Raw genomic sequence first — 22,947 nt, 5'->3', positions numbered from 1 at the left:
GACTTAGTTCCTGAGCTTTTTAATAGCTAAGAAGCTTAGCAGCTAAGTGGCTCAGCAGCTTTCTATTCAAAATACTCAAAAGCATCTATAATATCAAGGTATACCCCATCAAAACCGGCGGAGGTAATTTTGCTCAGGTAAGAATCATCGTTTTTGTAAATGATGCCCTGCCAGTCCTCATTCCAGTATTTAACTTTGTAATTACCGGGCCAGTCGGGGTTTTCGGCAGCAATCCAGCTTGGCCTTGTGCTGTTCCATGAAGTGTCCCAGTAATAACGGTAATCTTCGGCTTCACCAATAGACATATAGCACACTATCAGCCGCGAACCTCCGTTAGCCTTGTGCTTCATCTGTGCAATTTCTGCTTGGGTAAACTGCTGTTCCTCAAGAAATAAATCTATTATAATTATATCATAATTCGTGGCGTTTACCGTGGCAATAAACTCGGCTTTTGTGCTGTAATTCACCGGGTTAATAAAAAAGATAAAGTTTTTGGCCTGCGACAGGCTGGTTATATTATCACTGTTCACGTTATGCGGCTGGCCGGTGGGTATAACGGTAAGGTTACGGTCGGGTGCAGCATACGATATATATCCGGCAGCTACGTTTTTAGCATACGAATCCGTCATTTTAGAGGGCGTACTGCAATAATCGGTAGCCAGTATGGTGTTGCCTGCATTCTTAGAAATGTTGAGGTAACTTCTTAGATAGGAAGTGTTTTCAGCAGATGTAGCCTGGTCATCGTTATCATAACCGTAAAAAAGGTCTTCTTGCCCATTGCCGTCTATGGCGTTCAGGTAGTCGATTGCCGGGGAGCCATCAGGTTCGCCGTTACTGCTAACCAGTTCAATGCCGTTTTGCGGAATAATGGCAAAATTGGGGCTTACGGCCTTGGCCGTCTGGCTTATGCCAATAACAAAATCGCGCATTTCCTGCCGGAAATCTCCCGTTTCGGGTGTAGTGTTGTCACTACTGTCGTCGTTGCTGTTGCTGCATCCTGCAAGCACGACAACCATTACTAAATAAATTACTGTTTTCATTTTTGGGGTCATTTACAGTTATAACTCAAAAGTGATGTTACTTATTGCTTAGCGGCTAAGTGGGTGAGAAGCTTAGCGGCTTCCAAAAAAAACACTAAATTAGCACGATAAACAAACAAGCAACTGCATGGACATCCTGCAAAAAATTACCGCCCTGCGCAACGAGCTTAACCAGCACAATTATAACTACTACGTTCTTGACGAACCCACTATAACCGACTATGAGTTTGACCTGAAGCTTAAGGAATTACAAGAGCTTGAGGTTAAACACCCCGAATATTTTGATGAAGATTCGCCTACGCAAAGGGTAGGAGGCGCCATTACCAAAAACTTCAACACCATTCCGCACGAATACCGTATGTATTCACTTGATAACTCATACAGTAAGGAAGAACTTCTGGAATGGGAAAAGCGCGTGCAAAAAGGGTTGGGGACTGACAACATACAGTATACCTGCGAATTAAAATACGATGGTGCATCCATAAGCATCCGTTATGAAAATGGTCGCCTGGTGCGTGCCGTTACTCGTGGCGATGGCTTTCAGGGCGATGAGGTTACTACAAACATCAAGACCATCCGTGCGGTACCTATCAAGCTCAAGGGCGATTTTCCTGATAAGTTTGACATCCGCGGTGAGATTATCCTGCCATTAGAGGGCTTTGCCAAGATGAACCAGGAAATGATTGAAGCTGGCGAAACACCGTATGCCAACCCGCGCAATACGGCTTCAGGTAGCCTTAAGCTTCAGGATAGCGGCGAGGTAGCTAAGCGCCCGCTTGATTGTTTGCTGTACAGCATTATTGGGCCTAACCTGCCGTTTAACACACAGTTTGAAGGCCTTGAGCACGCCCGTAAGTGGGGTTTTAAAGTACCAAAACAGGCTAAGCTTGCTAATAGTATAGATGAAGTACTGGCTTTTATAGACCATTGGGATACCCACCGCCACGACCTGCCGTATGAGACTGATGGCGTGGTTATTAAGGTCAACGACCTGCACCAGCAGGACGAACTGGGCTATACTGCCAAAAGCCCGCGCTGGGCTGTAGCCTATAAATTCAAGGCAGAAAGAGCTTCTACAAGGCTTAAAGAAATAACCTACCAGGTAGGGCGCACGGGGGCTATCACTCCGGTGGCTAACCTTGAACCGGTGCAGCTGGGCGGTACTACCGTAAAACGTGCCTCGCTGCACAATGCCGACCAGATTGAAAAACTCGACATCCGTGTAGGCGATGAAGTGTATGTAGAAAAAGGCGGCGAAATCATCCCCAAAATTATAGCGGTTGATTTTACCAAACGTCCGGTCGATTCTATGCCTACCATTTACATTGATAAATGCCCGGAATGCTTTACGCAATTAGAGCGTAAAGAGGGCGAGGCGCAGCATTATTGTCCTAATTTCTACGGTTGCCCACCACAGATTGTAGGTCGTATACAGCACTATATTTCGCGTAAAGCGATGGATATTGAAGGTCTTGGCGGAGAAACCGTTACGCTGCTTTATAATGCCGGCCTGGTTCATAATTATGCAGACCTGTATGACCTTAAAAAAGAACAGGTAGTGCCGTTGGAGCGTATGGCTGATAAGAGTGCCGAAAACCTGGTAAACGGTATCGAAAAATCAAAGGAAATTCCGTTTGAGCGCGTGCTGTATGCTTTGGGTATACGCTATGTAGGCGAAACCGTTGCTAAAAAACTGGCACGCCATTATAAAACTATAGATAACCTTGCTGCTGCCAATTTACTGGAATTAATTTTGGTAGACGAAATAGGCGAACGCATAGCCCAAAGCGTAATGGATTTCTTTCAAAATGAAGAAAACCGTAAACTAATAGAAAGGCTTAAAGGCTATGGTGTGCAACTTGAAGCTGTTGCATCGGGCAATACAAGTGTGAGTGATACCCTGGCCGGCAAAATATTTGTGGTATCGGGCGTGTTTACAAAATTCAGCCGCGACGAGCTCAAAAATGCTATTGAAGCTAATGGCGGCAAGGTAGGCAGTTCTATATCATCTAAAACCCATTATGTGGTGGCGGGAGACAATATGGGGCCGGCTAAGCTTGAAAAAGCCAACCAGCTTGGGGTGGCAATTATAAGCGAAGATGAGTTTATAAAGCTGCTGAGTGATTCAGGTTCTTAGATACTCCATTTACCTAAGAACCTCAGTACCTCAGTTTCTAAGAACCTTTTAAAAATGAACATCAAACTACTCGCGATAGGCAAAACCGATAACAAAGCCCTTCAAACGCTTATAGATGAATATCTTAAGCGATTGTCTTTTTATGTAAAGTTTGACCTTGAGATTATTCCTGATATCAAGAACGTTAAAAACCTTAGTGAAGCCCAGCAAAAAGAAAAGGAAGGCGAACTGATACTTGGCAAATTAACGCCAACCGACCAGCTTATTTTACTTGATGAGGGAGGCAAACGCTTTAGTAGTGTGGGATTTAGCGATGAGCTACAGAAAAAAATGAACTCCGGCATAAAAACACTGGTGTTTGTTATTGGAGGCCCTTATGGGTTTAGCCCACAGGTATATGGCAAGGCACAGGGTAAAATTTCACTTTCAGACATGACATTCAGCCACCAGATGGTGCGCTTGTTTTTTATAGAACAGGTATACAGGGCTTTTACCATTTTAAGGAATGAGCCGTATCATCATCAATAACTTTTAGTTTCAGGTTTAAAGTTTCATGTTTCAGGTTCTGAGTGGGTTTGTTATTTGATATTTGTTTTTTGGAATTTATCTCGAAAGCCACTTATACAGCTTTTCAGCATTTTCTCTCGTAAACAGCCCGGTTCCTTCAGCCATAGTAGCAGCCGATCCGCAGGCTACACCCATACGCGCCATTTCGGTTAGTGAACCGCCTTTGGCTAAAATAGATACCATCCCCGCCACCATACTATCTCCGGCACCCACAGTACTACGCTTTTTAACCGATGGCGCAGGTACATGTATGCATTCATCTTTACTAACCAGGTAAGCGCCCTGTGGCCCAAGCGATACTACTACAATTTCGGCTTTGCCTTCGTCAATAAGCTGTTTTGCGGCTTCATCGGCACTGTCGTTATCCAGGTCTGTATTTCCGGTAAGGCTGCCCAACTCGCCTAAGTTTGGCTTAAGCAGGTACACGCCTTCTTTAAGCACTTCGGTAAGGGCATCGCCACTGGTGTCTACAATTACTTTGGCACCTTTAGCCTTAAGGTTTTTAACAAGGTTACGCATATAAGCCGCATCAATACCGGGAGGGAGGCTACCGCTTACCACAACTATTTCCGGAAAAGGCGATAGGGAGTTTATCTTATCATCAATGGTTTCAACCTCTTTAGCTGTAATGTCTTCGCCCGGCATCCCAAAGCGAAACTGCTCGTTATGGCTGGTGTCTACCACAATAAAGTTTTCGCGGGTTTCGGCAGCAACATCAATAGGGTATGATTGTACGCCCTCTTCTTCAAGAAGTTCCTCAAGCAGTTTGCCTGTTCGCCCGCCTGATGTAAATAATGCAGTTGATTGTATTTCAAACCGGGCCAACCCCCTTGAAACATTAATGCCACCACCTCCCGGCTCATATTTTGGCGGGGTGCAGCGCAGTTTCTTTTCGGGTTTAATGTTTTCTACTGTGGTACTCTTATCTACAGTAGGGTTTAAGGTTATGGTAAGTATCTGTTTAGCCATGCTAAATTAGCTTTGTAGTATTTTTAATACATTAAAAAGCTAATTTAGCAATTATATGCTTTGGCTGTGCCTAAGTTTGTGTTAAGAATTATGAACTGAAACGTTGCAGTATGCTGTATTCGTTATTCAGTTCAATGTAGTATTTGCCTTTGGGTATTTCCACATCAAGCCTGTTTATTTCGCCGGCGCTGTATCCCTGCATCCTTAATTCGCGCTTTGTGTGCAGCAGGGCAGGTTCATCTCCGGTATAATACAGGTCGTCATGGGCATAATCTACTTCTCCCAGTGGGCCAGATATGCCATATTCGGTAGAGTTGTAAATAAGCTCCTTTTCAAGTTCGCTTTCGGGCAGGGCATCAAGCCACGCTTTAAGATCCTTAAGTTTCATAGTAGCGTTTTAGTTGAATTAGTAACGATATATTCCTGAGGGCACAGGATTTATGGTGTAAAGATATAAAAATTTTAACTTCTCTTTAACATTGTCTGTAGATAATTTGTATGATTCAATAGACTATTGATCTAAAAGTCAGGTTTATCCGGGCATTTTTAACCGTTTTTGTTGGCGGCAGGCGGTGTAGCCAATGCGTTTGGGTGGTGCCCTGCATTACCAGCAGGCTTCCGGGTTCTAATATAATATCGCGTTTTTCGGCCGTTTTTTTGTGCTTAAAACTAAACTTGCGTGCTGCACCCAGGCTTAAAGAAGCAATAATGGTGTTGTTACCAAGCGCCTTTTCATCGTCGCTGTGCCAGGCCATGCCTTCTTCGCCGGTATGGTAAAGATTTAAAAGGCATGAATTGAATTGTGTACCTGTTATGTTTTCTACAAGTTGTTTCAGGGCAATAAGTTCAGGTGTCCATGGCAGGGCCTGTTTGGTGGTATTGCTGTAGGTATAATTGTAGTTCTCGTTGCCATACCAGGCCACTTTGCGTTTGGTTATGTAATGTTTGCCATAAATTATAGCCTCATCATGCTGCCAGGCTATATTGTGCATTAGCGCTTCAAAATACCGGTTAGCCTCACTAATGCTTAATATATGGCCATAGTAAAGTGTTTCGCCATCATAAGGTAATAGGTTAGTTGTGTTACTAAAAAGATCCATACAATAAATGGCGTTATATTTGCGGTAAAGGTAAGCCTGATACTACAAAAAAAGTTCAGTAAGCAATGTTAATTGACGTTAATCTATAAGCCTGTATGAAAAATTATGATGTAAAACATATTGCCTATCATGTACTGGTGGCCATTTACTTTATATGGTTTGCCGTGTTTGCCATATTGCTAAGCCTGGCGCTTAATAACTATTATGGGGTGGCTAACCTGCAGCTTTCTAAATTATTGCTCACGCTTATAGGGCTTAATCTGTTTATGGGTACGGCACTTTTTTTAGTGCTTCAGCAATTCCGCAAACAAACCGTGCTGGCACGCGTGCTGTTTTATGGGTATTTCTTTTTAACGTCGGCGTCATTAACTACAGTGCTCATTGTCATACAATAAAAAAACCGCTGCAGGATTCCCGCAGCGGTTTTTACTAACCAATTTAAACCTAAACCTTTTATTATAGATGCTTAAAAACGGTAAAGGTTGCTTTACAAGTTAAAAAAATAGTTAACCGGCACATTGCACACCTTATATTTTGAAAAATATATTAAGGGATAGTGTATATTTGCCTTTTATTTAAATGAAGATGGATAAGAAAAGTGAAGAATTTTATGCAAGGCTTAAAGAAGAGCTTGCCGGCAGTGCAGAGTGGCCTGCCATTTATCTTTTTAAATTTATTGTTCCAAGCGATGTCGATAAAATAAACCTGGTAGAAGAAGCCTTTAATAATATGGGTGCTGTCATAGAAACAAACCAGTCTAAAACAGGCAAGTACACCAGTGTATCTATAAACGTAAAGATGGAAGGGCCTGATGCCATTGTGCAAAAGTACCAGCAACTGGGCACAATAGAGGGTATTATTTCTTTATAATAAAATTATGTATGAAGTATAAAGCTGACGAAGCCATATTCAACCTTGAATATAATGCCGAAAGGCCACACCTTATAATACCCGAATATGGCCGCCACCTGCAAAAGCTAATTGAGCAGGCTGTGGCGTTAACCAGCAGGGATGAACGCAACAAAGCGGCTAAATACATCATTTCGGTTATGGGAAGCCTTAACCCGCACCTGCGCGATGTACCCGATTTTCAGCACAAGCTTTGGGACCAGTTGTTTATAATGAGCGATTTTAAGATAGATGTAGATTCGCCATACCCATTGCCAAGCCGAGAAACGCTTAACCAAAAGCCGGGCAAGCTGGAGTATCCGCAAAATTTTCCTAAATACCGCTTTTATGGCAACAACATTAAGTATATGATTGATGTGGCCAACAGCTGGGAAGACGGCGAGATGAAAAATGCCCTTATTATGGTTATTGCCAACCACATGAAAAAATCATTCCTGAGCTGGAATAAGGATACTGTTGAGGATACCGTAATTTTTGAGCACCTGCTTGAAATTAGTGGCGGCAGGATTAACCTTTTCTCTGGTGGGGAAGAGCTTTCTGCAACGAGCAACCTTATGAAAGTTAATAAAAAAACAAGTAATAAGGCACAGTTTAGCAGCAACGTCAATAACGGTAATGCAAAATCAAAACAGCAGCCACAAAGGGGCACACGCAACAACCAGAATAATAACAACCGCAAATAATTTTTTTTAACGCTTAATGGGAACATTTAGAATTGAAGGCGGCGCGCCGCTAAAAGGTGAAATAACGCCACAAGGTGCCAAAAATGAGGCATTACAGGTATTGTGTACCGTGTTGCTTACGCCTGAAAAAGTAACTATTACCAATATTCCTGATATTATAGATGTAAACAAGCTTATAGCACTATTAAGTAACCTTGGTGTTAAAGTGCAAAAGCTTGGCCATGGTGCTTATTCTTTTCAGGCAGATGAGGTAAACCTTTCATATATAGAGAGCGAAGCGTTTAAAAAAGAAGGAGCTGCCCTGCGTGGCTCTATTATGATTGTAGGCCCGCTTTTGGCCCGCTTTGGCAAAGGCTATATTCCTAAACCGGGTGGCGATAAAATAGGGCGCCGCAGGCTTGATACCCACTTTGAAGGTTTTATAAACCTTGGGGCTAAATTCCGTTATAACGAAGAAGACCATTTTTATGGTGTAGAGGCCGAGAGGTTAAAAGGTACCTATATGCTGCTTGACGAGGCATCGGTAACCGGCACAGCTAATATTGTTATGGCAGCTGTACTTGCTGAAGGCAAGACTACTATATATAATGCTGCGTGCGAGCCTTACCTGCAACAGCTATGCAATATGCTAAACAGCATGGGTGCAAAAATTACCGGTGTGGGCTCTAACCTTCTTGAAATTGAAGGTGTGGATAGCCTTGGCGGATGCGAGCACCGCATATTACCAGATATGATTGAAATAGGAAGCTGGATAGGCCTTGCCGCCATGACCCAGAGTGAAATTACAATCAAAAATGTAAGCTGGGATAACCTGGGTGTTATACCTTCAACGTTCCGTAAGCTGGGTATAACCCTTGAGCGCAGGGGAGATGATATTTATATTCCGGCTCATACTGAAGGTTACGAAATTCAGAGTTATATAGACGGTTCAATACTTACCATTGCCGATGCTCCGTGGCCGGGCTTTACGCCAGACCTTTTAAGCATTGTACTTGTTGTGGCCACACAGGCAAGGGGTAGTGTGCTTATACACCAAAAAATGTTTGAAAGCCGCCTGTTCTTTACAGACCGCCTTATAGATATGGGTGCACAAATTATTTTGTGCGACCCCCACAGGGCTAACGTAATTGGCCTTGGGTTTAAGTCTAAGCTTCGTGGTATACTAATGTCTTCACCAGATATTCGTGCAGGTATATCATTACTTATCGCTGCGCTATCTGCAAAAGGCGTAAGTATCATTCAAAATGGCGACCAGATAGACCGTGGTTATGAGCGCATTGACGAAAGGCTTAAAGCTATTGGTGCAAAAATTACCAGGATAGATTAATCTACATATAAATTTAAAGCCGTGCTTTTGCACGGCTTTTTTGTTATTTCAATGTATTATACAAATTTAAAAATCACCTTATGCAAAATTCCCAACATTTTGAATCGTATAAAAACGACCCTCAATATATAGCCTACAGGCAAAAGCAACGTAAAAAAACAATAAAAATACTCAGTATTGTAATTCCGGCGGTACTACTGGCAGCTACCGGTTTTGTTTTCCTTGTTATGGGCATCATAAAAAATACCGATGCTTATCAAACTGCCGTTAGGGAAATTAAGAATAATAAAGAGGTTATAGAAGCAACCGGTGGTGTTGAAGGTTTTGGTGTCTTCCCTACAGGTAGTGTACAAACCTCAAATGATTCAGGTTCTGCGCAGTTGTCTATTACCGTAAAGGGAACCCAACATGATGCAGAGGTATATGTTGAATTAACAAAAGACCCTGTGCAGGACTGGCAGGTAACCCGTCTTGAGGTGGGAAACTAATTTTAAAGCTCTTGTTATCAGGCCGCAATTTTTTGCGGCTTTTTTATTACCTTTCTAATTATAAATTAACCAGTACTTCTTATGAAAAAAATCTTTAGTATGGCCCTGCTTGCGGCCACCCTGTCAATTTATGCACAAACCTCAAAACCGGAAACCGCTTCAGAACATTATATTGAAGTTACCGGTACAGCAGAAATGAAGGTAGTGCCTGATATTATTTATATTACAATAACGTTAAAAGATAAAGTAGTAAACCGCAATAATTATCCTATAGCAGAACAGGAACAAAAGCTTAAAGCACTTGTAAATTCATTAAACATCCCTATTGGTAATTTGTCCTTGTCTGATGCCAGTTCAGATATCATATTATATAAAAGAAAGGAGAAAGGGGTTGAAGAGGCAAAGGTATATACGTTAAAAGTTAGCACAGCTGCCCAGGCAAGTGCCGTTTTTAAAGGATTACATGACAGTAATATTAAAGAGGCCGGCATTACAAAAACAGACCATACCCAAATAACCGAGCTAAACAAGCAGATTCGCATCAATGCAATTAAGGCTGCTAAAGATAAGGCTACTTACCTGCTTGCGGCCATTGGCGAAGAACCGGGTAAGCCTTTAAAAATAGTTGAAGAAATTCCTAATTCGTATTTGGCGGGTAATGCTAAGCCTAACATAGCAAATTATTATATTGAACCGGATACTAATAATGAGTTTGGTGATGTGAGTTTTAGCCAGATTACTATAAAGTTTTCTTACTTTGTAAAGTATGCCATAAAGTAATTTTAATACAAGTATAATGAAACCGCTAATTTATTAGTGGTTTTTTTATGGTGTTATAAAATATTTGTGTAAAAAAATATACTTATTTTATTTAAAACGTTTTCGTGATTCAATAATTTGTTTATTTTTGTTAAGTGTAAAAAATACATTTATAAAACAAACCAAATTTAATTATGAAAAAAATTACTTTAGCAAAAGGTGTGTCCTTTGCAGCGCTTGCCCTTATGTTAGGAGGCGGAAAAGCATTTGCCCAGACGTATACATGGAATGGGGGTACCAGTAACTTTTATACCACATCTAACTGGAATAGTTCAGATGGCCCGGTGCTGTTTGATAACGGAGGTTTCAGGGTTGTTCATGTTAATAATACCGGGACTTCGCCCATACTTAGCGAATTTATAGACTGGCAGCCCGGTATATTTGACAACTATGGTGGCAATTTTACTGTAAATGCAGATTTTAATGTGTTCTTTAATGACTTTTTAAACGGAACGGTTACAGTAAATAGTGGTGCTACCTTTTTATGCCGCCATATTATGAGGGTAGGGCGCGAAGGTCAGGGTACTGTTAATATAAACGGAACCATGCGTTGTAACAATGCTGACCCTGAACAATGGCAGGGAATATTTATAGGCGTGCTTGCAAACGGCAACGGTACGGTTAATGTAAATGATGGCGGACTTATAGATGGCGGATTCCAGGTAGAGGTGGGTACGCGCAATAATTATCCGGTTGGGGTGCTAAATGTTGAAACCGGTGGTACATCATCAGCATATTGGAACACAGTTATTGGTCCGAATGGTACTGTTAATGTAAATGGCGGTACTATTAATTGTGGTCAGGGACTTATAGTAGGAGATTTATTTGTTGATACGCCGGGAACCGAGGGGTCTTTGGGTGCGGTTGTAGGTACTCTTAATATAAATTCAGGTATCGTAACAGTTAATAATAACGATCTTGCGGCTCCTTATCTTGGGCTTCATGAAAATTCTAAAGTCACTATTGATAACGGAACACTAAGAATAATGCGTACCGGGGTAGATTTTTCTTCTGATATTAATGCTCATATACAAGCAGGCAAGATTGTGCCTGTATCAGGTAAAGAAATTGTGGTAAATTATGATGGAATATACACAACAGTAACTGCGCAGGCTGTTACATCAGCTAAAGTTTTTGAAAATCAGTTTTTTACGATTGCTCCAAATCCGGTTGCTGATGTTTTGAATATATCGGCTGCAGATGGTTCTATTGACAATGTAATAATAAGTATATATGATCTTTTAGGTAAAGAAGTTCTTAAAACTAATACCAATATAGCGGCTTCATATAATGTATCAGCATTACCATCAGGTATTTATGTGGTAAAGGTACAGTCGCCTACAGCTTCATCTGTCGTAAAAGTTGTTAAGCAATAAGTTAGTTTAGTTAAGGTTTTTTCATTTTTTGCTGGGCTTTCAGGTATTCTGAAAGCCCTTTTTTATGTCTCTTTACGATATTCCGTAGAGAAGAAGTACGATTTTTAGTGAATCTGTAAAAACCTTGTTTTCTTAAGTATTCATATTATCAGAATGTTAAGAAAAAGTTTTAAAAAAAGTGGTTTAAAAGTTTGGAAAAGCGGAAAAGGTGCCTACTTTTGCACCCGCAATCAAGCAACGTTCTGCACTTACTGAAAACAACGACAACACCTGGTATTATCAGGAAAAAGGTTCAAAAAAATAAATTTGAAAAAAGTTGTTGAAAGATTAGGAAGTAAAGAAAAAGTTACTACTTTTGCACCCGCTACAACAGCGACGCTCTTAGAAAGATTGAAAGACGGATTGGTTAACAGAAAAAGCTTAGTTACTATAAAGAATGAGGTTTTGAAATTAGCTAAAAAGTTTTGNTAGTATGACAGGTTTGGAAACAGATCCTTCTTCGGACATATTACAAGGTGCTGCATGGTTGTCGTCAGCTCGTGCCGTGAGGTGTCAGGTTAAGTCCTATAACGAGCGCAACCCCTGTTGTTAGTTGCCATCGAGTAATGTCGGGAACTCTAACAAGACTGCCGGTGCAAACCGTGAGGAAGGTGGGGATGACGTCAAATCATCACGGCCCTTACGTCCTGGGCTACACACGTGCTACAATGGCAGGTACAGAGAGCAGCCACCATGCAAATGGGAGCGAATCTATAAAGCCTGTCTCAGTTCGGATTGGAGTCTGCAACCCGACTCCATGAAGCTGGAATCGCTAGTAATCGCATATCAGCCATGATGCGGTGAATACGTTCCCGGGCCTTGTACACACCGCCCGTCAAGCCATGGAAGCTGGGGGTACCTGAAGTCGGTGACCGCAAGGAGCTGCCTAGGGTAAAACTGGTAACTGGGGCTAAGTCGTAACAAGGTAGCCGTACCGGAAGGTGCGGCTGGAACACCTCCTTTCTAGAGACACGGTCTCTAAGTCTTAGATATAAAGATGAGTAATACTACTCTCGCTGTTAGTTCAAAAAATTAAAAAGAAGAGAGAGCTTGAAATAAACATAGTCTCGTAGCTCAGCTGGTTAGAGTACTACACTGATAATGTAGGGGTCGGCAGTTCGAGTCTGCCCGGGACTACTAGTTTCTCGAATCTTTTAGGAAATTTTAGAAGTTGAGTGATTATCACGTTAGAGTGAGCACGTTATCAAACTGCAAACTGCTATCTGGTAACTGCTGACTGAAAAACGGGGGATTAGCTCAGCTGGCTAGAGCGCCTGCCTTGCACGCAGGAGGTCATCGGTTCGACTCCGATATTCTCCACAATCCAGTTCACAGTCACAGTGAACAGTAAGCAGATAGCTGCCTACTGGGACTGCGACTGAAAACTAAGGAAACCGTTCATTGACATATTGGGATAATACAAAAAGTAGAAAAATATAGAAAGCACAGAAAGCTTTTAGCTGGCAACTGTCAGCTGATTGCTAAAAAGTACAATAAGCAAAATAAGGGCGCATGGGGGATGCCTGTGGCTCTCAGAGGCGATGAAGGACGTGATAAGCTGCGATAAGCTTCGGGGACTGGCACATACAGACTGATCCGAAGATTTCCGAATGGGGCAACCCACTATGTTGAAGACATAGTACACCGTTAGGTGGGCAAACCCGCTGAACTGAAACATCTAAGTAGGCGGAGGAGAAGAAAACAAAAGTGATTCCGTAAGTAGTGGCGAGCGAACGCGGAATAGCCCAAACCAGAGTTGTTACGGCAATTTTGGGGTTGTAGGACTGCGACATTTTATGCAAATGGAACTGGAATTACCTGGAAAGGTAAGCCGTAGAGGGTGATAGCCCCGTATAGGTAACAAATGTAATAGATAGCAGTATCCTGAGTAGGGCGGGGCACGTGAAACCCTGTCTGAATCTGGCGGGACCATCCGCTAAGGCTAAATACTCCTGAGAGACCGATAGTGAACCAGTACCGTGAGGGAAAGGTGAAAAGAACCGTGAATAACGGAGTGAAATAGATCCTGAAACCATGCGCCTACAAGCGGTCGGAGCCCTTTAGTGGGGTGACGGCGTGCCTTTTGCATAATGAGCCTACGAGTTACCGTTGCTGGCAAGGATAAGCACTTCAGGTGTGGATCCGTAGCGAAAGCGAGTCTGAATAGGGCGCTTTAGTCAGTAATGGTAGACGCGAAACCGTGTGATCTACCCATGGGCAGGATGAAGCTGTGGTAACACATAGTGGAGGTCCGAACCGGTTGACGTTGAAAAGTCTTCGGATGACCTGTGGGTAGGGGTGAAAGGCCAATCAAACTCGGAAATAGCTCGTACTCCCCGAAATGCATTTAGGTGCAGCGCTGGCTTAGTTTATTAGAGGTAGAGCTACTGATTGGATGCGGGGGCTTCACCGCCTACCAATTCCTGACAAACTCCGAATGCTAATAAATGTTTACCAGTAGTGAGGGCATGGGTGCTAAGGTCCATGTCCGAGAGGGAAAGAACCCAGACCATCAGCTAAGGTCCCCAAATGTATGCTAAGTTGAAAAAACGAGGTTTGTCTGCCCCGACAGCTAGGATGTTGGCTTGGAAGCAGCCATTCATTTAAAGAGTGCGTAACAGCTCACTAGTCGAGCGGACGAGCATGGATAATAATCGGGCATAAGTATACTACCGAAGCTATGGACTTGTAAAAGTGGTAGGGGAGCATTCTAGCGGCGCTGAAGGTGTACTGCGAGGTATGCTGGAGCTTTTAGAAAAGAAAATGTAGGCATAAGTAACGATAATGCGGGCGAGAAACCCGCACGCCGTAAGACTAAGGTTTCCTCAGCTATGCTAATCAGCTGAGGGTTAGTCGGGACCTAAGGAGAATCCGAAAGGAACATTCGATGGCCAACGGGTTAATATTCCCGTACTTCTTATAATTGTGATGGGGCGACGGAGTGATGAAAGCACCGCGAACTGACGGAATAGTTCGTTAAAGTACCTAGCTATAGGATTTGTAGTTAAATGCGCAGATTCTGGTGAAATACGATAGTACTCAGAGCCTTCGGGCAAAGAGATAGTGTGCCTAAGGGCTTCCAAGAAAAACCTCTAAACTTAGATTATAAGAACCCGTACCGTAAACCGACACAGGTAGTCGAGGAGAGTATCCTAAGGCGCTCGAGAGATTCATGGCTAAGGAATTAGGCAAAATAGACCTGTAACTTCGGGAGAAAGGTCGCCAGCAGCAATGCTGGCCGCAGTGAAAAGGTCCAGGCGACTGTTTATCAAAAACACAGGGCTCTGCAAAATCGTAAGATGAAGTATAGGGCCTGACACCTGCCCGGTGCTGGAAGGTTAAGAGGAGATGTTATCTTCGGAGAAGCATTGAATTGAAGCCCCAGTAAACGGCGGCCGTAACTATAACGGTCCTAAGGTAGCGAAATTCCTTGTCGGGTAAGTTCCGACCTGCACGAATGGTGTAACGATCTGGACACTGTCTCAGCCATGAGCTCGGTGAAATTGTAGTATCGGTGAAGATGCCGATTACCCGCAGTGGGACGAAAAGACCCTGTGCACCTTTACTATAGCTTAGTATTGACCTTGGATAAGTGATGTGTAGGATAGGTGGGAGACTGTGAATCGGGTTCGCCAGGATTCGAGGAGTCATTGTTGAAATACCACCCTTTGCTTATCTGAGGCCTAACCCCGCGTTGCGGGGGACATTGCTTGGTGGGTAGTTTGACTGGGGTGGTCGCCTCCAAAAGAGTAACGGAGGCTTCTAAAGGTTCCCTCAGCACGCTTGGTAACCGTGCGTAGAGTGCAATGGCATAAGGGAGCTTGACTGAGAGACATACAGGTCGATCAGGTACGAAAGTAGAGCATAGTGATCCGGTGGTTCCGTATGGAAGGGCCATCGCTCAAAGGATAAAAGGTACGCCGGGGATAACAGGCTGATCTCCCCCAAGAGCTCATATCGACGGGGGGGTTTGGCACCTCGATGTCGGCTCGTCACATCCTGGGGCTGGAGAAGGTCCCAAGGGTTGGGCTGTTCGCCCATTAAAGTGGCACGCGAGCTGGGTTCAGAACGTCGTGAGACAGTTCGGTCTCTATCTACTGCGGGCGTTAGAAATTTGCGTGGATCTGATTCTAGTACGAGAGGACCGAGTCGGACGAACCACTGGTGTATCTGTTGTCCCGCCAGGGGCACCGCAGAGTAGCCACGTTCGGAAGGGATAAGCGCTGAAAGCATATAAGCGCGAAACCCACCACAAGATGAGATTTCTTTTAAGGGTCGTGGAAGATGACCACGTTGATAGGCTACAGGTGTAAAGGCAGTAATGTCATAGCCGAGTAGTACTAATAACCCGTAAGCTTATGTACGCTACTTCCTCCCGGAGCAATCCGGGAGGGGTACACTTTCTAAAACAAGACACTTTTGTATTATCTTAGTATGTTAACATATTGCAAGCACGCTTGCTTTTGAGTTCAGGTTATCAAGAACCTGAAACCAAATAAACCTTTTAAGGTGATTATTGCGGCGGGGCTCACCTCTTCCCATCCCGAACAGAGAAGTTAAGCCCGCCTGCGCAGATGGTACTGCATTTTGTGGGAGAGTATGTCATCGCCTTTCTTTTAAAACCCCTTATCTAATCAGATAAGGGGTTTTTGTTTTTAATGTCTCGTCCTGAAAAAAATTGACTAAAAATCTCAACACTATAAAAATATGAGATTAGGATAAAGGTAATTACCCCATCAATCCAATACAGTGAAGCTTTTTAAAAGAGCTGTAGTAGCTGAATTTGAAAAAGAGATTTTTAAATAAGGATCAGATTAAATCCAAGTATGGCATCAGAGGTAAATCGATTGTTTTAGAATGTTGCCGTAAATATGATAAATTGTCCTATCCAAAATCATCTACCAGAGTCTGTCTGATGAAAGATTCGCAAAAGCAATGCATTCAATGCTTGAAGCAATTGAAAGATGCCATACTTAAAGTTTTGGCTTATGAAAGACTTATATTGATTGCTGAGAAGGAAGAGTTGATCTCAATTTTTTAAAAAAAGACATAGCCAAACAATTGATGAGATTACTAAAAGCTAGCCAAGAAAAGTAAGTATGTTGTGTGATTTGTTTTGCTTTTGTAAACAGGCTTACTACAAACATCAAACCTACAAAAAAACATCAGTTCATAGAATCTGTACTTACCCTACGCAGCGTAGGCAGATGCCACGTCCTGGAGTTTGAAAACTTTATCATCTTGCTTCAGAGACCAAGTTTGTATAGGTAGGGATAAGTTATTTTAAAAAAAGAGGCTTATTGATTTGTAAAAAATGTAAATATACCCTTACTACCAAATCAAAATACTGGCTCAGGAACTAGTATCTGAATCTGGTTAAAGCAATATCTTTTTAAAGACCGGAAACAGCTGTGGATAGCTGGTATAACCTATCTTGATATGCTCTAATATTTACCTGCATCTTGTAACCGATGCTTATTCTAATCAAATGATGGGATGAGCTATGGACAATATAGAAGCTACTTTTACTTTAAAAGCCTTCAGAATGGCTATAGGTATAGGTAAACGTACAGAACATTTCCTTATCCATTATTCTGACAGAGGACTTCAATATTGTAGTAAACTTTATACTGGTTGATTAAAAGAAAATAGCATTACTATTAGTATGGCAGATATGGTGCGCCTATGAAAACGCTATTGATGAAAGGGGCAATGGAACACTAAAAGATGATTTGGCTCTATGTGATAAGTTTGAAAATGTAACATAGGCAAAGGAGTTAGTAAGACAAAGTATTGAAATTTATAATCAACCATGACCACATTTAAGCTGCTCTATGCTGACACCAAATCAAATGCATAAATAAAATAAATCAAACTGATATCCTTTAAAAAGAAAAAGCTCAAGCATCTTGATAAAAGTCTGAACTTTTATTAAATTAATAATCAAAAATAATCAATCTATTTTAGGACTGGTCAGTTTATAAAACAAAAACAGAAGTAGCATTTAAGATACTTCTGTTTCATGAGTTTATTTAATCGTAATTACTTAAATTCTTTTAATAGAATTTGAAATGTAATATTATGCATTTATAGCTTTTTTTCTGTTAAAGAAAAATGCGCCTAAAATAATGCCCGCCCCAGCTAAAAGATAAAGCGATGAATTAATAGGAGCCACAAAGTCTTGGCTTTCTAAATTTGTGGATTGAGTTCCTTGACCTTGAGTTTGCCCATAAGGACCTGCAAATGCAAAAGTTGATACGTTTACGAATAGAGCTGCAAGTACGAATACTTTTAAGATGTTGTTTTTCATAATATTGGGGGTTTAAAATCAAGGCAAATATATAACCTGTTTCTTACTTATACAACATTTTTTTAGTTTATTTTAACTACCCTCTAATTATATCGTTATATTCCTTAAAAAATCGTTCAAATGCATCCATTGAAATGCTGAAAAATCTGAAAATTGTAGCCCAGCTGGCCATGTTATACAGGCTTATACCCGAAAGTTCAACCCATATTCTGCTTATAGCTTTTCCATTGTCAAGGTAATAATCTTCTTCATATAATGCATCATGCAAATATTCCTCTGTTAATATTGCTTTTAAAGAAACTAATTTATCAAAATACTCTTTACGTTTTTCTGTCTCTTTAGGTTCAATATCCAGTAAAACCATTGCTTTTTTGTTATCAACATAAAACTTAAAGCTTACATCTTTAATTTTAGTATCATATAATAACCATTTTCGAGGATAAGCCTCTGCAAATGAAGTCCAAAATTCTTTTTTAATTTGCTGTGCTTCTGCTTTACTAAACATTGCCTAACTTTATATATTAATAAGCCTGCAAATTTATGCTATTTAACGATTTCTTACTACTCATACCGCAAATTATGTCTGTTCAACTGCCAGCCATAAATGCCCATCTAAAAATGGCTCCTGTTGAAAGGGCTAAAACTTTAAATAAAGACTATTATAGTAATAATAACCCAAGAAATTCTTCTGTACTTATATTATGTTATCCTAAAAATCAACAGAGTTGTTTTATCTTGATTCAAAGAAATACATATACTGGTATTCATTCGGCCCAGGTATCATTCCCGGGAGGGAAACAGGAAGCTAATGAAACACTGGAGCAAACAGCTTTAAGGGAGGCTTATGAAGAAGTTGGTATATTACCCGGAGGCGTAAATATGATAATGTCGCTTAGTAGTATATATATTCCGCCAAGCAATTTTCTTGTTTACCCTTTTCTAGGTGTAATTAATGAAAGTCCTGAATTTATACCTAGCCCGGATGAAGTAGAAAGAATAATTGAAGTACCTCTTGAAAAACTATTAGATGACAATTCAATAATCAACACTACCGTTATGGTATCTTACAGAGATAACATAATGGTACCTGCTTTTACATTTAATAACAATATTGTTTGGGGCGCTACTGCAATGATACTGGCCGAGTTTAAAGAAATAATAAAAACAGTTCTCTGATAAAGCTTTTTTGTAAGTTTGCAAGTCAATTAACACACATGGGCATATTTAGAAAAAATCCGTTTGGACATATATTATTTTTAAAGAGGTTACTTATACTCTTTTTGGGTTCATTAACTCACCGTAGGTACCGCGGTTTTAATAGGCTAAAAATAGAAGGGTCAGAAATTTTAAGGGCATTGCCAGACACTAACGTGCTTTTTATTTCTAACCATCAAACTTATTTTGCCGATGTAGTAGCTATGTTTCATGTGTTTAATGCCAGCCTTAAAGGAAGGGAAAACACTATAAATAATATAGGCTATTTATGGAAACCTAAGCTTAATATATATTATGTCGCTGCAAAAGAAACCATGCAGGAGGGGTTGCTTCCACGAATATTATCATACGCCGGTGCTATAACAGTTGAACGCACTTGGCGGGCAAAAGGGCAGGATATTAAACGGGACGTAAACCCGAATGATACCGAAAATATAAGAATTGCCCTAAATGATGGCTGGGTTATAACATTTCCGCAGGGAACCACAAAGCCTTTTAAACCTATTCGCAAAGGCACTGCTCATATTATTAAGCAGCACAAACCATTGGTTGTGCCAATTGTTATAGATGGATTTAGGAGATCTTTTGACAAAAAAGGGCTTAGGTTGAAGAAAAAAGGTATACTTCAATCCTTTATAATAAAAGAGCCACTGGTAATTGATTATGATAACGAGACAATAGAGGAAATTGTTGAAAAGATTGAATATGCCATAGAACAACATCCAAGCTTTTTAAAAGTGATACCGGCTGAAGTGCTGGAAGCCCAGGAAGAACTAAACAAGCAAAGACAATGGAAATATTAAGGGAGGCTTGTGCCTCCCTTTCTTTATTTATTTAGCCACAACAGGCTCTACTGTATAGCCTTTTTTTCGTAAAAGCATAATTACCCCTTGCTCTCCGGCAAGATGGCCGGCACCTACAGCAAAAAGCGTAGGCTGTTTTTTTGCTACCGCCTCAATTTTTGGAATCCAGTTTATATTGCGGTTAGTAAGCAAAATATCATTATGATCAAAGTACACAGGATCTGTTTCATTTGTCATATATGCATAAAGCTTATTAAGATCCTGGCTTTCATATAACACAATTAATGATTTAAGTTGGGTAGTACTGCCAGATAACCCATCAGCACTCATTTTTAGCAGTGATTTTACCTGTTCTTCATAAGGAATGTTATCAAACACGGTTAATTGCTCCTGTACAGTTTCAAGCCCTAAAATTTCTTCCTGCTGTTGTTGGCTGTGTTTTACCAGTTCAAGTTCATAAGACTGTATTTCGCAATTAAGCATTTTAGGTAATAAAAGGCTTTCAATAATAAGCGGTTTGTAAGTGTCTAATATTGTCATTCCAAGGCCAATATTATCTTTCAAAAAAGCATCCAGGCTTTTAAACTCATCGGCGCTTACCATTTCACTTATTTTGCGCCCGCCTTTCATTGCAACACCTTTCATCATATCAGCAGTTAATGTTTTGCTGTCCATATCTATTTCAAGATAGAGTTGAGTAGTATTATCAAGTGCTTTAAGCACTTCAGGGCTTAAAGTTGCATTGCAGGTAGCGTGTATTGTGCCAAAAACATAGCTGGGCATTTCAAGGCCATTGCCCGAAACTTTCCATAAAAGGCCTTTTTCAAGTTCCTGTGCATTAGTTGTACAAAAAGAGATTACGCTAAATATAGCAATGAAAAATTTCTTCATATTTCTTTTATCTTTTGTAGTTCAATATAATTTTCGTTTAGCTTTTTAAGCAGCCTGCCATACAGCAGGCGGTAAATAAAATAAATTAATACGAAAACCACAACTATAAAAACGATACCTATCGCAAAAACCTGTTCTGGATTTACGCTGTTACTAAAATCATCACCGTAAATAACAAGCGCACTAACGAGGCTAAATGATATAATGCACAGGTTATAAATTACATAGAATTTTACAACTTTTCTAATGTTAATAATGTTTTGAAGTAATTGTTTTACAGGGTTTTGTGCCGAAATTTTTCGATAGTTAATATAAAATATACTTATAAATATAATCAACACCACATAGTTTATATAGTCTAAAACTTCTAAAAATGCAGGGGGGCGGTAATCATTACCAAATATAGAAGTAACAACGGCGCAAATAGCCCAAAAAGCAAATTCGAGTATACTTATAATAAGTATCCATTTTACTATAGATGAAGATTTTTTATGCAGCATGGCATAAATTTCGGTTTCTGAAAACGACGGATAAGCATTTCCGCTCTTGTTCCAGTCATTTTTAAGCTTGTCTAATACATCCATTTTCCGGCTACGGATTTAATATTTTTTTTAATTTGCCTTTAATCCTGTTCATTTTTACACGCGCATTAACTTCGCTTATACCCAGTGTTTCGGCAATTTCTGTATAATCTTTGTCTTCAAGGTACATAAATACAAGGGCTTTCTCAATGTCATTAAGCTGCTGTACGGCTTGGTAAAGCATTTTTATATGCTCTTCTTCCTCATAGTTATATTCTTCCTGGTTTACCTTGTGTAACTTGCTGTCAAATTCTATGGTGCTTAGAGTACGGCCTTTTTTTCTGTATAATGTAATAGCAGTATTTAGCGCCACCCTATAAGCCCATGTAGTAAATTTAGCTTCTCCCCTAAATTGCGGGTAAGCTTTCCATAATTGAATGGTTATTTCCTGGAAAAGGTCTTTGTGGGCATCTTCATCGTTAGTGTAGAGCCTGCATATTTTATGTATCAGGTTTTGGTTTTCCTGAAGTTGTTGTACAAATGCCTTTTCTGCTGTTGTGTTCATGTAGGATAATATGTATGCCACAGGGCAAGTTTGTTACATATAAACTATAGATTTTTATCTTTATAATAATTTACAAGCAGGCCGGTAAACTTGCTATACCCTTCTAGGCCGTCTTTCTGTTTATTGATCTTTAGAAAGTTATCATAAACATATTTAAAAACATCTTCAACGGCTGATTCGTACTTTTTGTTAAAAGCTTCGCTTTGGGCATAATTTTTCTGAATACCAGTACTTACAAGCTTTAAAAGTCTTTTTGCTTCAGGCTCATTAAGTTTTTTAATGTTTGCAAGGCAATACTTAAGGGCAAAAGTATAGCCGGAATATTGAAAATAAATATTTTTACTGTGTATACTTGCCATATATCCTATAAAGTTAGCCTCGCTCTCGCTTGCATAACCTATTTGGTGTGCCATTTCGTGGCATGTAGTGGTTGGAAGATTATATAGTGGTAATTTATTATTAACCTGGGCCTCATTAGTAAACGGGTTAAGGTATCCGCCAAACCCCATATAGGATAGCGGTGCGCTTATTAAAGATGATTTAATACTGTTAGTATTATAAGCAAAAAAAGGAAATTTCTTTTCTAACTCTTTATATGCATAAGGAGACTGCATATATATACTATCTAAAGAAGGCATTGCTACAGCGGCCGAATCATTTTTTGCAATTAAAAAATGAATTTCATTGGCTTTATATATAAGTCTTTCTGTAAATAATATCAGTTCCTTCTCGGTATACTTCTTTTCAATACCCAGCTTTTTATGCAGGGCTACCCTGTGATAATTTAATGCCCATGAAGCATTAAATACAAAATAGATGATAGAAAATAATGCGGCTATACTTAAAAGGTTTTGTTTGTATTCTTTTTTCCATGACTTTCTTTTTCTCCATAACCATCTTATAGCTAAAAAAAGTACAATACCATATATAATATCTCCTATTGAAAAAGGTATATATCCAAGTAAAATACGCATAAAACGGCTTAAGTACGGAAATATCCCCATACTATAGTACTGTTCTATAAATGATGGAAAAAGGGCAAGAATGTTAATTAAAATAATCTGTACAGGCAGGAGCAGGGCCAATAATTTTGTTTTATTCATAGGTAATTATTACAGCATAAATATACTATTGAAATTGTAAAATATGGCAATAACTTTTTAGGAGTTAGCTATTTACAATTTTAAT

Annotated in this window: 21 protein-coding genes, 2 tRNA genes, 2 rRNA genes and 2 other annotated features; of the genes, 15 read left to right on the top strand and 10 right to left on the bottom strand. The window is 40.3% G+C overall.

Features of this window, described 5'->3' with window-relative positions:
• Positions 1–62 precede the first annotated feature (62 nt).
• The gene (locus AM279_RS07685; RefSeq protein WP_054407290.1) at positions 63–1,040 is read right to left on the bottom strand and encodes an endo alpha-1,4 polygalactosaminidase; all 978 of its coding nucleotides are present in this window, start codon (positions 1,038–1,040) and stop codon (positions 63–65) included.
• A gap of 127 nt (positions 1,041–1,167) precedes the next feature.
• Here AM279_RS07685 and ligA point away from each other — a divergent pair, with 127 nt between their 5' ends.
• Positions 1,168–3,177 (top strand): NAD-dependent DNA ligase LigA, encoded by a 2,010-nt coding sequence (ligA, locus tag AM279_RS07680; protein ID WP_054407288.1) that lies wholly within the window; start codon positions 1,168–1,170, stop codon positions 3,175–3,177.
• Between the two features lie 54 nt (positions 3,178–3,231).
• A complete protein-coding gene (gene rlmH / locus AM279_RS07675) occupies positions 3,232–3,705 on the top strand; it encodes a 23S rRNA (pseudouridine(1915)-N(3))-methyltransferase RlmH (RefSeq protein ID WP_054407286.1) in 474 nt (157 codons plus the stop codon).
• Positions 3,706–3,780: 75 nt separating this feature from the next.
• Here the strand turns inward: rlmH and AM279_RS07670 are convergent, their stop codons facing one another.
• From AM279_RS07670 to AM279_RS07660, 3 genes are all read right to left on the bottom strand, one after another.
• Positions 3,781–4,713 (bottom strand): 1-phosphofructokinase family hexose kinase, encoded by a 933-nt coding sequence (locus tag AM279_RS07670; RefSeq protein ID WP_054407284.1) that lies wholly within the window; start codon positions 4,711–4,713, stop codon positions 3,781–3,783.
• An 88-nt stretch (positions 4,714–4,801) separates the two neighbouring features.
• Positions 4,802–5,101, bottom strand: coding sequence for a hypothetical protein (locus tag AM279_RS07665; protein ID WP_054407282.1), 300 nt, complete (start codon positions 5,099–5,101; stop codon positions 4,802–4,804).
• A 115-nt stretch (positions 5,102–5,216) separates the two neighbouring features.
• Complete coding sequence (locus AM279_RS07660; RefSeq protein WP_054407280.1) at positions 5,217–5,813, bottom strand: alpha-ketoglutarate-dependent dioxygenase AlkB family protein; 597 nt, start codon at positions 5,811–5,813, stop codon at positions 5,217–5,219.
• 95 nt (positions 5,814–5,908) lie between these two features.
• On the opposite strand from AM279_RS07660, the gene AM279_RS07655 reads away from it, so the two are divergent.
• The 11 genes from AM279_RS07655 (at position 5,909) to rrf (ending at position 16,068) form a co-directional block, all read left to right on the top strand.
• Positions 5,909–6,208 carry a hypothetical protein gene (locus AM279_RS07655; protein ID WP_054407278.1) on the top strand — a complete coding sequence of 100 codons (300 nt, stop codon included), beginning with the start codon at positions 5,909–5,911 and terminating at the stop codon, positions 6,206–6,208.
• A gap of 190 nt (positions 6,209–6,398) precedes the next feature.
• Positions 6,399–6,683: a DUF493 family protein gene (locus AM279_RS07650; RefSeq protein WP_054407276.1), complete on the top strand. Its 285-nt coding sequence runs from the start codon at positions 6,399–6,401 to the stop codon at positions 6,681–6,683.
• Positions 6,684–6,694: 11 nt separating this feature from the next.
• Entirely contained in the window at positions 6,695–7,405 is a 711-nt protein-coding gene (locus AM279_RS07645; RefSeq protein ID WP_054407274.1) for a DUF4290 domain-containing protein, read from the top strand.
• Positions 7,406–7,421: 16 nt separating this feature from the next.
• The gene (gene murA, locus AM279_RS07640) at positions 7,422–8,732 is read left to right on the top strand and encodes a UDP-N-acetylglucosamine 1-carboxyvinyltransferase (RefSeq protein WP_054407272.1); all 1,311 of its coding nucleotides are present in this window, start codon (positions 7,422–7,424) and stop codon (positions 8,730–8,732) included.
• An 80-nt stretch (positions 8,733–8,812) separates the two neighbouring features.
• Entirely contained in the window at positions 8,813–9,220 is a 408-nt protein-coding gene (locus AM279_RS07635; protein WP_054407270.1) for a cytochrome c oxidase assembly factor Coa1 family protein, read from the top strand.
• 81 nt (positions 9,221–9,301) lie between these two features.
• Positions 9,302–10,000, top strand: coding sequence for an SIMPL domain-containing protein (locus tag AM279_RS07630; protein WP_054407267.1), 699 nt, complete (start codon positions 9,302–9,304; stop codon positions 9,998–10,000).
• 173 nt (positions 10,001–10,173) lie between these two features.
• A complete protein-coding gene (locus tag AM279_RS07625; protein ID WP_054407265.1) occupies positions 10,174–11,415 on the top strand; it encodes a T9SS type A sorting domain-containing protein in 1,242 nt (413 codons plus the stop codon).
• 426 nt (positions 11,416–11,841) lie between these two features.
• Positions 11,842–12,267 (top strand) — a sequence feature (16S ribosomal RNA rRNA prediction is too short).
• Between the two features lie 13 nt (positions 12,268–12,280).
• Positions 12,281–12,404, top strand: a sequence feature (16S ribosomal RNA rRNA prediction is too short).
• Between the two features lie 113 nt (positions 12,405–12,517).
• A tRNA-Ile gene (locus AM279_RS07620) sits at positions 12,518–12,591 on the top strand.
• A 109-nt stretch (positions 12,592–12,700) separates the two neighbouring features.
• Positions 12,701–12,774, top strand: a tRNA-Ala gene (locus AM279_RS07615).
• Positions 12,775–12,945: 171 nt separating this feature from the next.
• A 23S ribosomal RNA gene (locus AM279_RS07610) occupies positions 12,946–15,818 on the top strand.
• Between the two features lie 141 nt (positions 15,819–15,959).
• Positions 15,960–16,068 (top strand): 5S ribosomal RNA (gene rrf, locus AM279_RS07605).
• Between the two features lie 1,465 nt (positions 16,069–17,533).
• On the opposite strand, the gene AM279_RS07590 is transcribed toward rrf, so the two are convergent.
• Both AM279_RS07590 and AM279_RS07585 read right to left on the bottom strand, forming a co-directional pair.
• Complete coding sequence (locus AM279_RS07590; protein WP_054407263.1) at positions 17,534–17,764, bottom strand: LPXTG cell wall anchor domain-containing protein; 231 nt, start codon at positions 17,762–17,764, stop codon at positions 17,534–17,536.
• Between the two features lie 76 nt (positions 17,765–17,840).
• On the bottom strand, positions 17,841–18,269 hold the full coding sequence (locus tag AM279_RS07585) for a DUF4268 domain-containing protein (protein ID WP_054407261.1): 429 nt from the start codon (positions 18,267–18,269) through the stop codon (positions 17,841–17,843).
• 74 nt (positions 18,270–18,343) lie between these two features.
• On the opposite strand from AM279_RS07585, the gene AM279_RS07580 reads away from it, so the two are divergent.
• Together AM279_RS07580 and AM279_RS07575 are read left to right on the top strand one after the other, a co-directional pair.
• Positions 18,344–18,940 (top strand): NUDIX hydrolase, encoded by a 597-nt coding sequence (locus tag AM279_RS07580; protein ID WP_236688508.1) that lies wholly within the window; start codon positions 18,344–18,346, stop codon positions 18,938–18,940.
• 38 nt (positions 18,941–18,978) lie between these two features.
• A complete protein-coding gene (locus tag AM279_RS07575) occupies positions 18,979–19,782 on the top strand; it encodes a lysophospholipid acyltransferase family protein (RefSeq protein ID WP_054407258.1) in 804 nt (267 codons plus the stop codon).
• A gap of 27 nt (positions 19,783–19,809) precedes the next feature.
• On the opposite strand, the gene AM279_RS07570 is transcribed toward AM279_RS07575, so the two are convergent.
• From AM279_RS07570 to AM279_RS07555, 4 genes are read right to left on the bottom strand one after another with little or no spacing between them, the layout of a single operon-like run.
• Positions 19,810–20,673, bottom strand: a complete 864-nt coding sequence (locus AM279_RS07570) for a TraB/GumN family protein (protein ID WP_054407255.1) — start codon at positions 20,671–20,673, stop codon at positions 19,810–19,812.
• Positions 20,670–21,257, bottom strand: a complete 588-nt coding sequence (locus AM279_RS07565) for a hypothetical protein (protein WP_054407253.1) — start codon at positions 21,255–21,257, stop codon at positions 20,670–20,672. The genes AM279_RS07570 and AM279_RS07565 overlap by 4 nt, the downstream gene beginning before the upstream one ends.
• Positions 21,258–21,264: 7 nt before the next feature.
• Entirely contained in the window at positions 21,265–21,759 is a 495-nt protein-coding gene (locus tag AM279_RS07560; protein ID WP_054407251.1) for an RNA polymerase sigma factor, read from the bottom strand.
• Positions 21,760–21,803: 44 nt separating this feature from the next.
• Positions 21,804–22,862 carry a DUF3810 domain-containing protein gene (locus tag AM279_RS07555; protein WP_054407249.1) on the bottom strand — a complete coding sequence of 353 codons (1,059 nt, stop codon included), beginning with the start codon at positions 22,860–22,862 and terminating at the stop codon, positions 21,804–21,806.
• Between the last annotated feature and the right edge of the window lie 85 nt (positions 22,863–22,947).

The sequence above is a fragment of the Flavobacterium akiainvivens genome (assembly GCF_001278115.1).
Classification (GTDB): Bacteria; Bacteroidota; Bacteroidia; order Flavobacteriales; family Flavobacteriaceae; genus Flavobacterium; species Flavobacterium akiainvivens.
This window is presented reverse-complemented; position numbering and strand designations above follow the sequence as displayed.

Excerpts from the sequence above, each read along its gene's own strand:
- AM279_RS07665 (WP_054407282.1), bottom strand. The coding sequence starts at position 5,101 with ATGAAACTTAAGGATCTTAAAGCGTGGCTTGATGCCCTGCCCGAAAGC.
- AM279_RS07630 (WP_054407267.1), top strand. The coding sequence starts at position 9,302 with ATGAAAAAAATCTTTAGTATGGCCCTGCTTGCGGCCACCCTGTCAATT.
- rlmH (WP_054407286.1), top strand. The coding sequence starts at position 3,232 with ATGAACATCAAACTACTCGCGATAGGCAAAACCGATAACAAAGCCCTT.
- AM279_RS07660 (WP_054407280.1), bottom strand. The coding sequence starts at position 5,813 with ATGGATCTTTTTAGTAACACAACTAACCTATTACCTTATGATGGCGAA.
- AM279_RS07560 (WP_054407251.1), bottom strand. The coding sequence starts at position 21,759 with ATGAACACAACAGCAGAAAAGGCATTTGTACAACAACTTCAGGAAAAC.
- AM279_RS07585 (WP_054407261.1), bottom strand. The coding sequence starts at position 18,269 with ATGTTTAGTAAAGCAGAAGCACAGCAAATTAAAAAAGAATTTTGGACT.
- AM279_RS07625 (WP_054407265.1), top strand. The coding sequence starts at position 10,174 with ATGAAAAAAATTACTTTAGCAAAAGGTGTGTCCTTTGCAGCGCTTGCC.
- AM279_RS07635 (WP_054407270.1), top strand. The coding sequence starts at position 8,813 with ATGCAAAATTCCCAACATTTTGAATCGTATAAAAACGACCCTCAATAT.
- murA (WP_054407272.1), top strand. The coding sequence starts at position 7,422 with ATGGGAACATTTAGAATTGAAGGCGGCGCGCCGCTAAAAGGTGAAATA.
- AM279_RS07670 (WP_054407284.1), bottom strand. The coding sequence starts at position 4,713 with ATGGCTAAACAGATACTTACCATAACCTTAAACCCTACTGTAGATAAG.
- AM279_RS07685 (WP_054407290.1), bottom strand. The coding sequence starts at position 1,040 with ATGAAAACAGTAATTTATTTAGTAATGGTTGTCGTGCTTGCAGGATGC.
- AM279_RS07565 (WP_054407253.1), bottom strand. The coding sequence starts at position 21,257 with ATGGATGTATTAGACAAGCTTAAAAATGACTGGAACAAGAGCGGAAAT.
- AM279_RS07555 (WP_054407249.1), bottom strand. The coding sequence starts at position 22,862 with ATGAATAAAACAAAATTATTGGCCCTGCTCCTGCCTGTACAGATTATT.
- AM279_RS07645 (WP_054407274.1), top strand. The coding sequence starts at position 6,695 with ATGAAGTATAAAGCTGACGAAGCCATATTCAACCTTGAATATAATGCC.
- AM279_RS07655 (WP_054407278.1), top strand. The coding sequence starts at position 5,909 with ATGAAAAATTATGATGTAAAACATATTGCCTATCATGTACTGGTGGCC.
- ligA (WP_054407288.1), top strand. The coding sequence starts at position 1,168 with ATGGACATCCTGCAAAAAATTACCGCCCTGCGCAACGAGCTTAACCAG.
- AM279_RS07650 (WP_054407276.1), top strand. The coding sequence starts at position 6,399 with ATGGATAAGAAAAGTGAAGAATTTTATGCAAGGCTTAAAGAAGAGCTT.
- AM279_RS07580 (WP_236688508.1), top strand. The coding sequence starts at position 18,344 with ATGTCTGTTCAACTGCCAGCCATAAATGCCCATCTAAAAATGGCTCCT.
- AM279_RS07570 (WP_054407255.1), bottom strand. The coding sequence starts at position 20,673 with ATGAAGAAATTTTTCATTGCTATATTTAGCGTAATCTCTTTTTGTACA.
- AM279_RS07575 (WP_054407258.1), top strand. The coding sequence starts at position 18,979 with ATGGGCATATTTAGAAAAAATCCGTTTGGACATATATTATTTTTAAAG.
- AM279_RS07590 (WP_054407263.1), bottom strand. The coding sequence starts at position 17,764 with ATGAAAAACAACATCTTAAAAGTATTCGTACTTGCAGCTCTATTCGTA.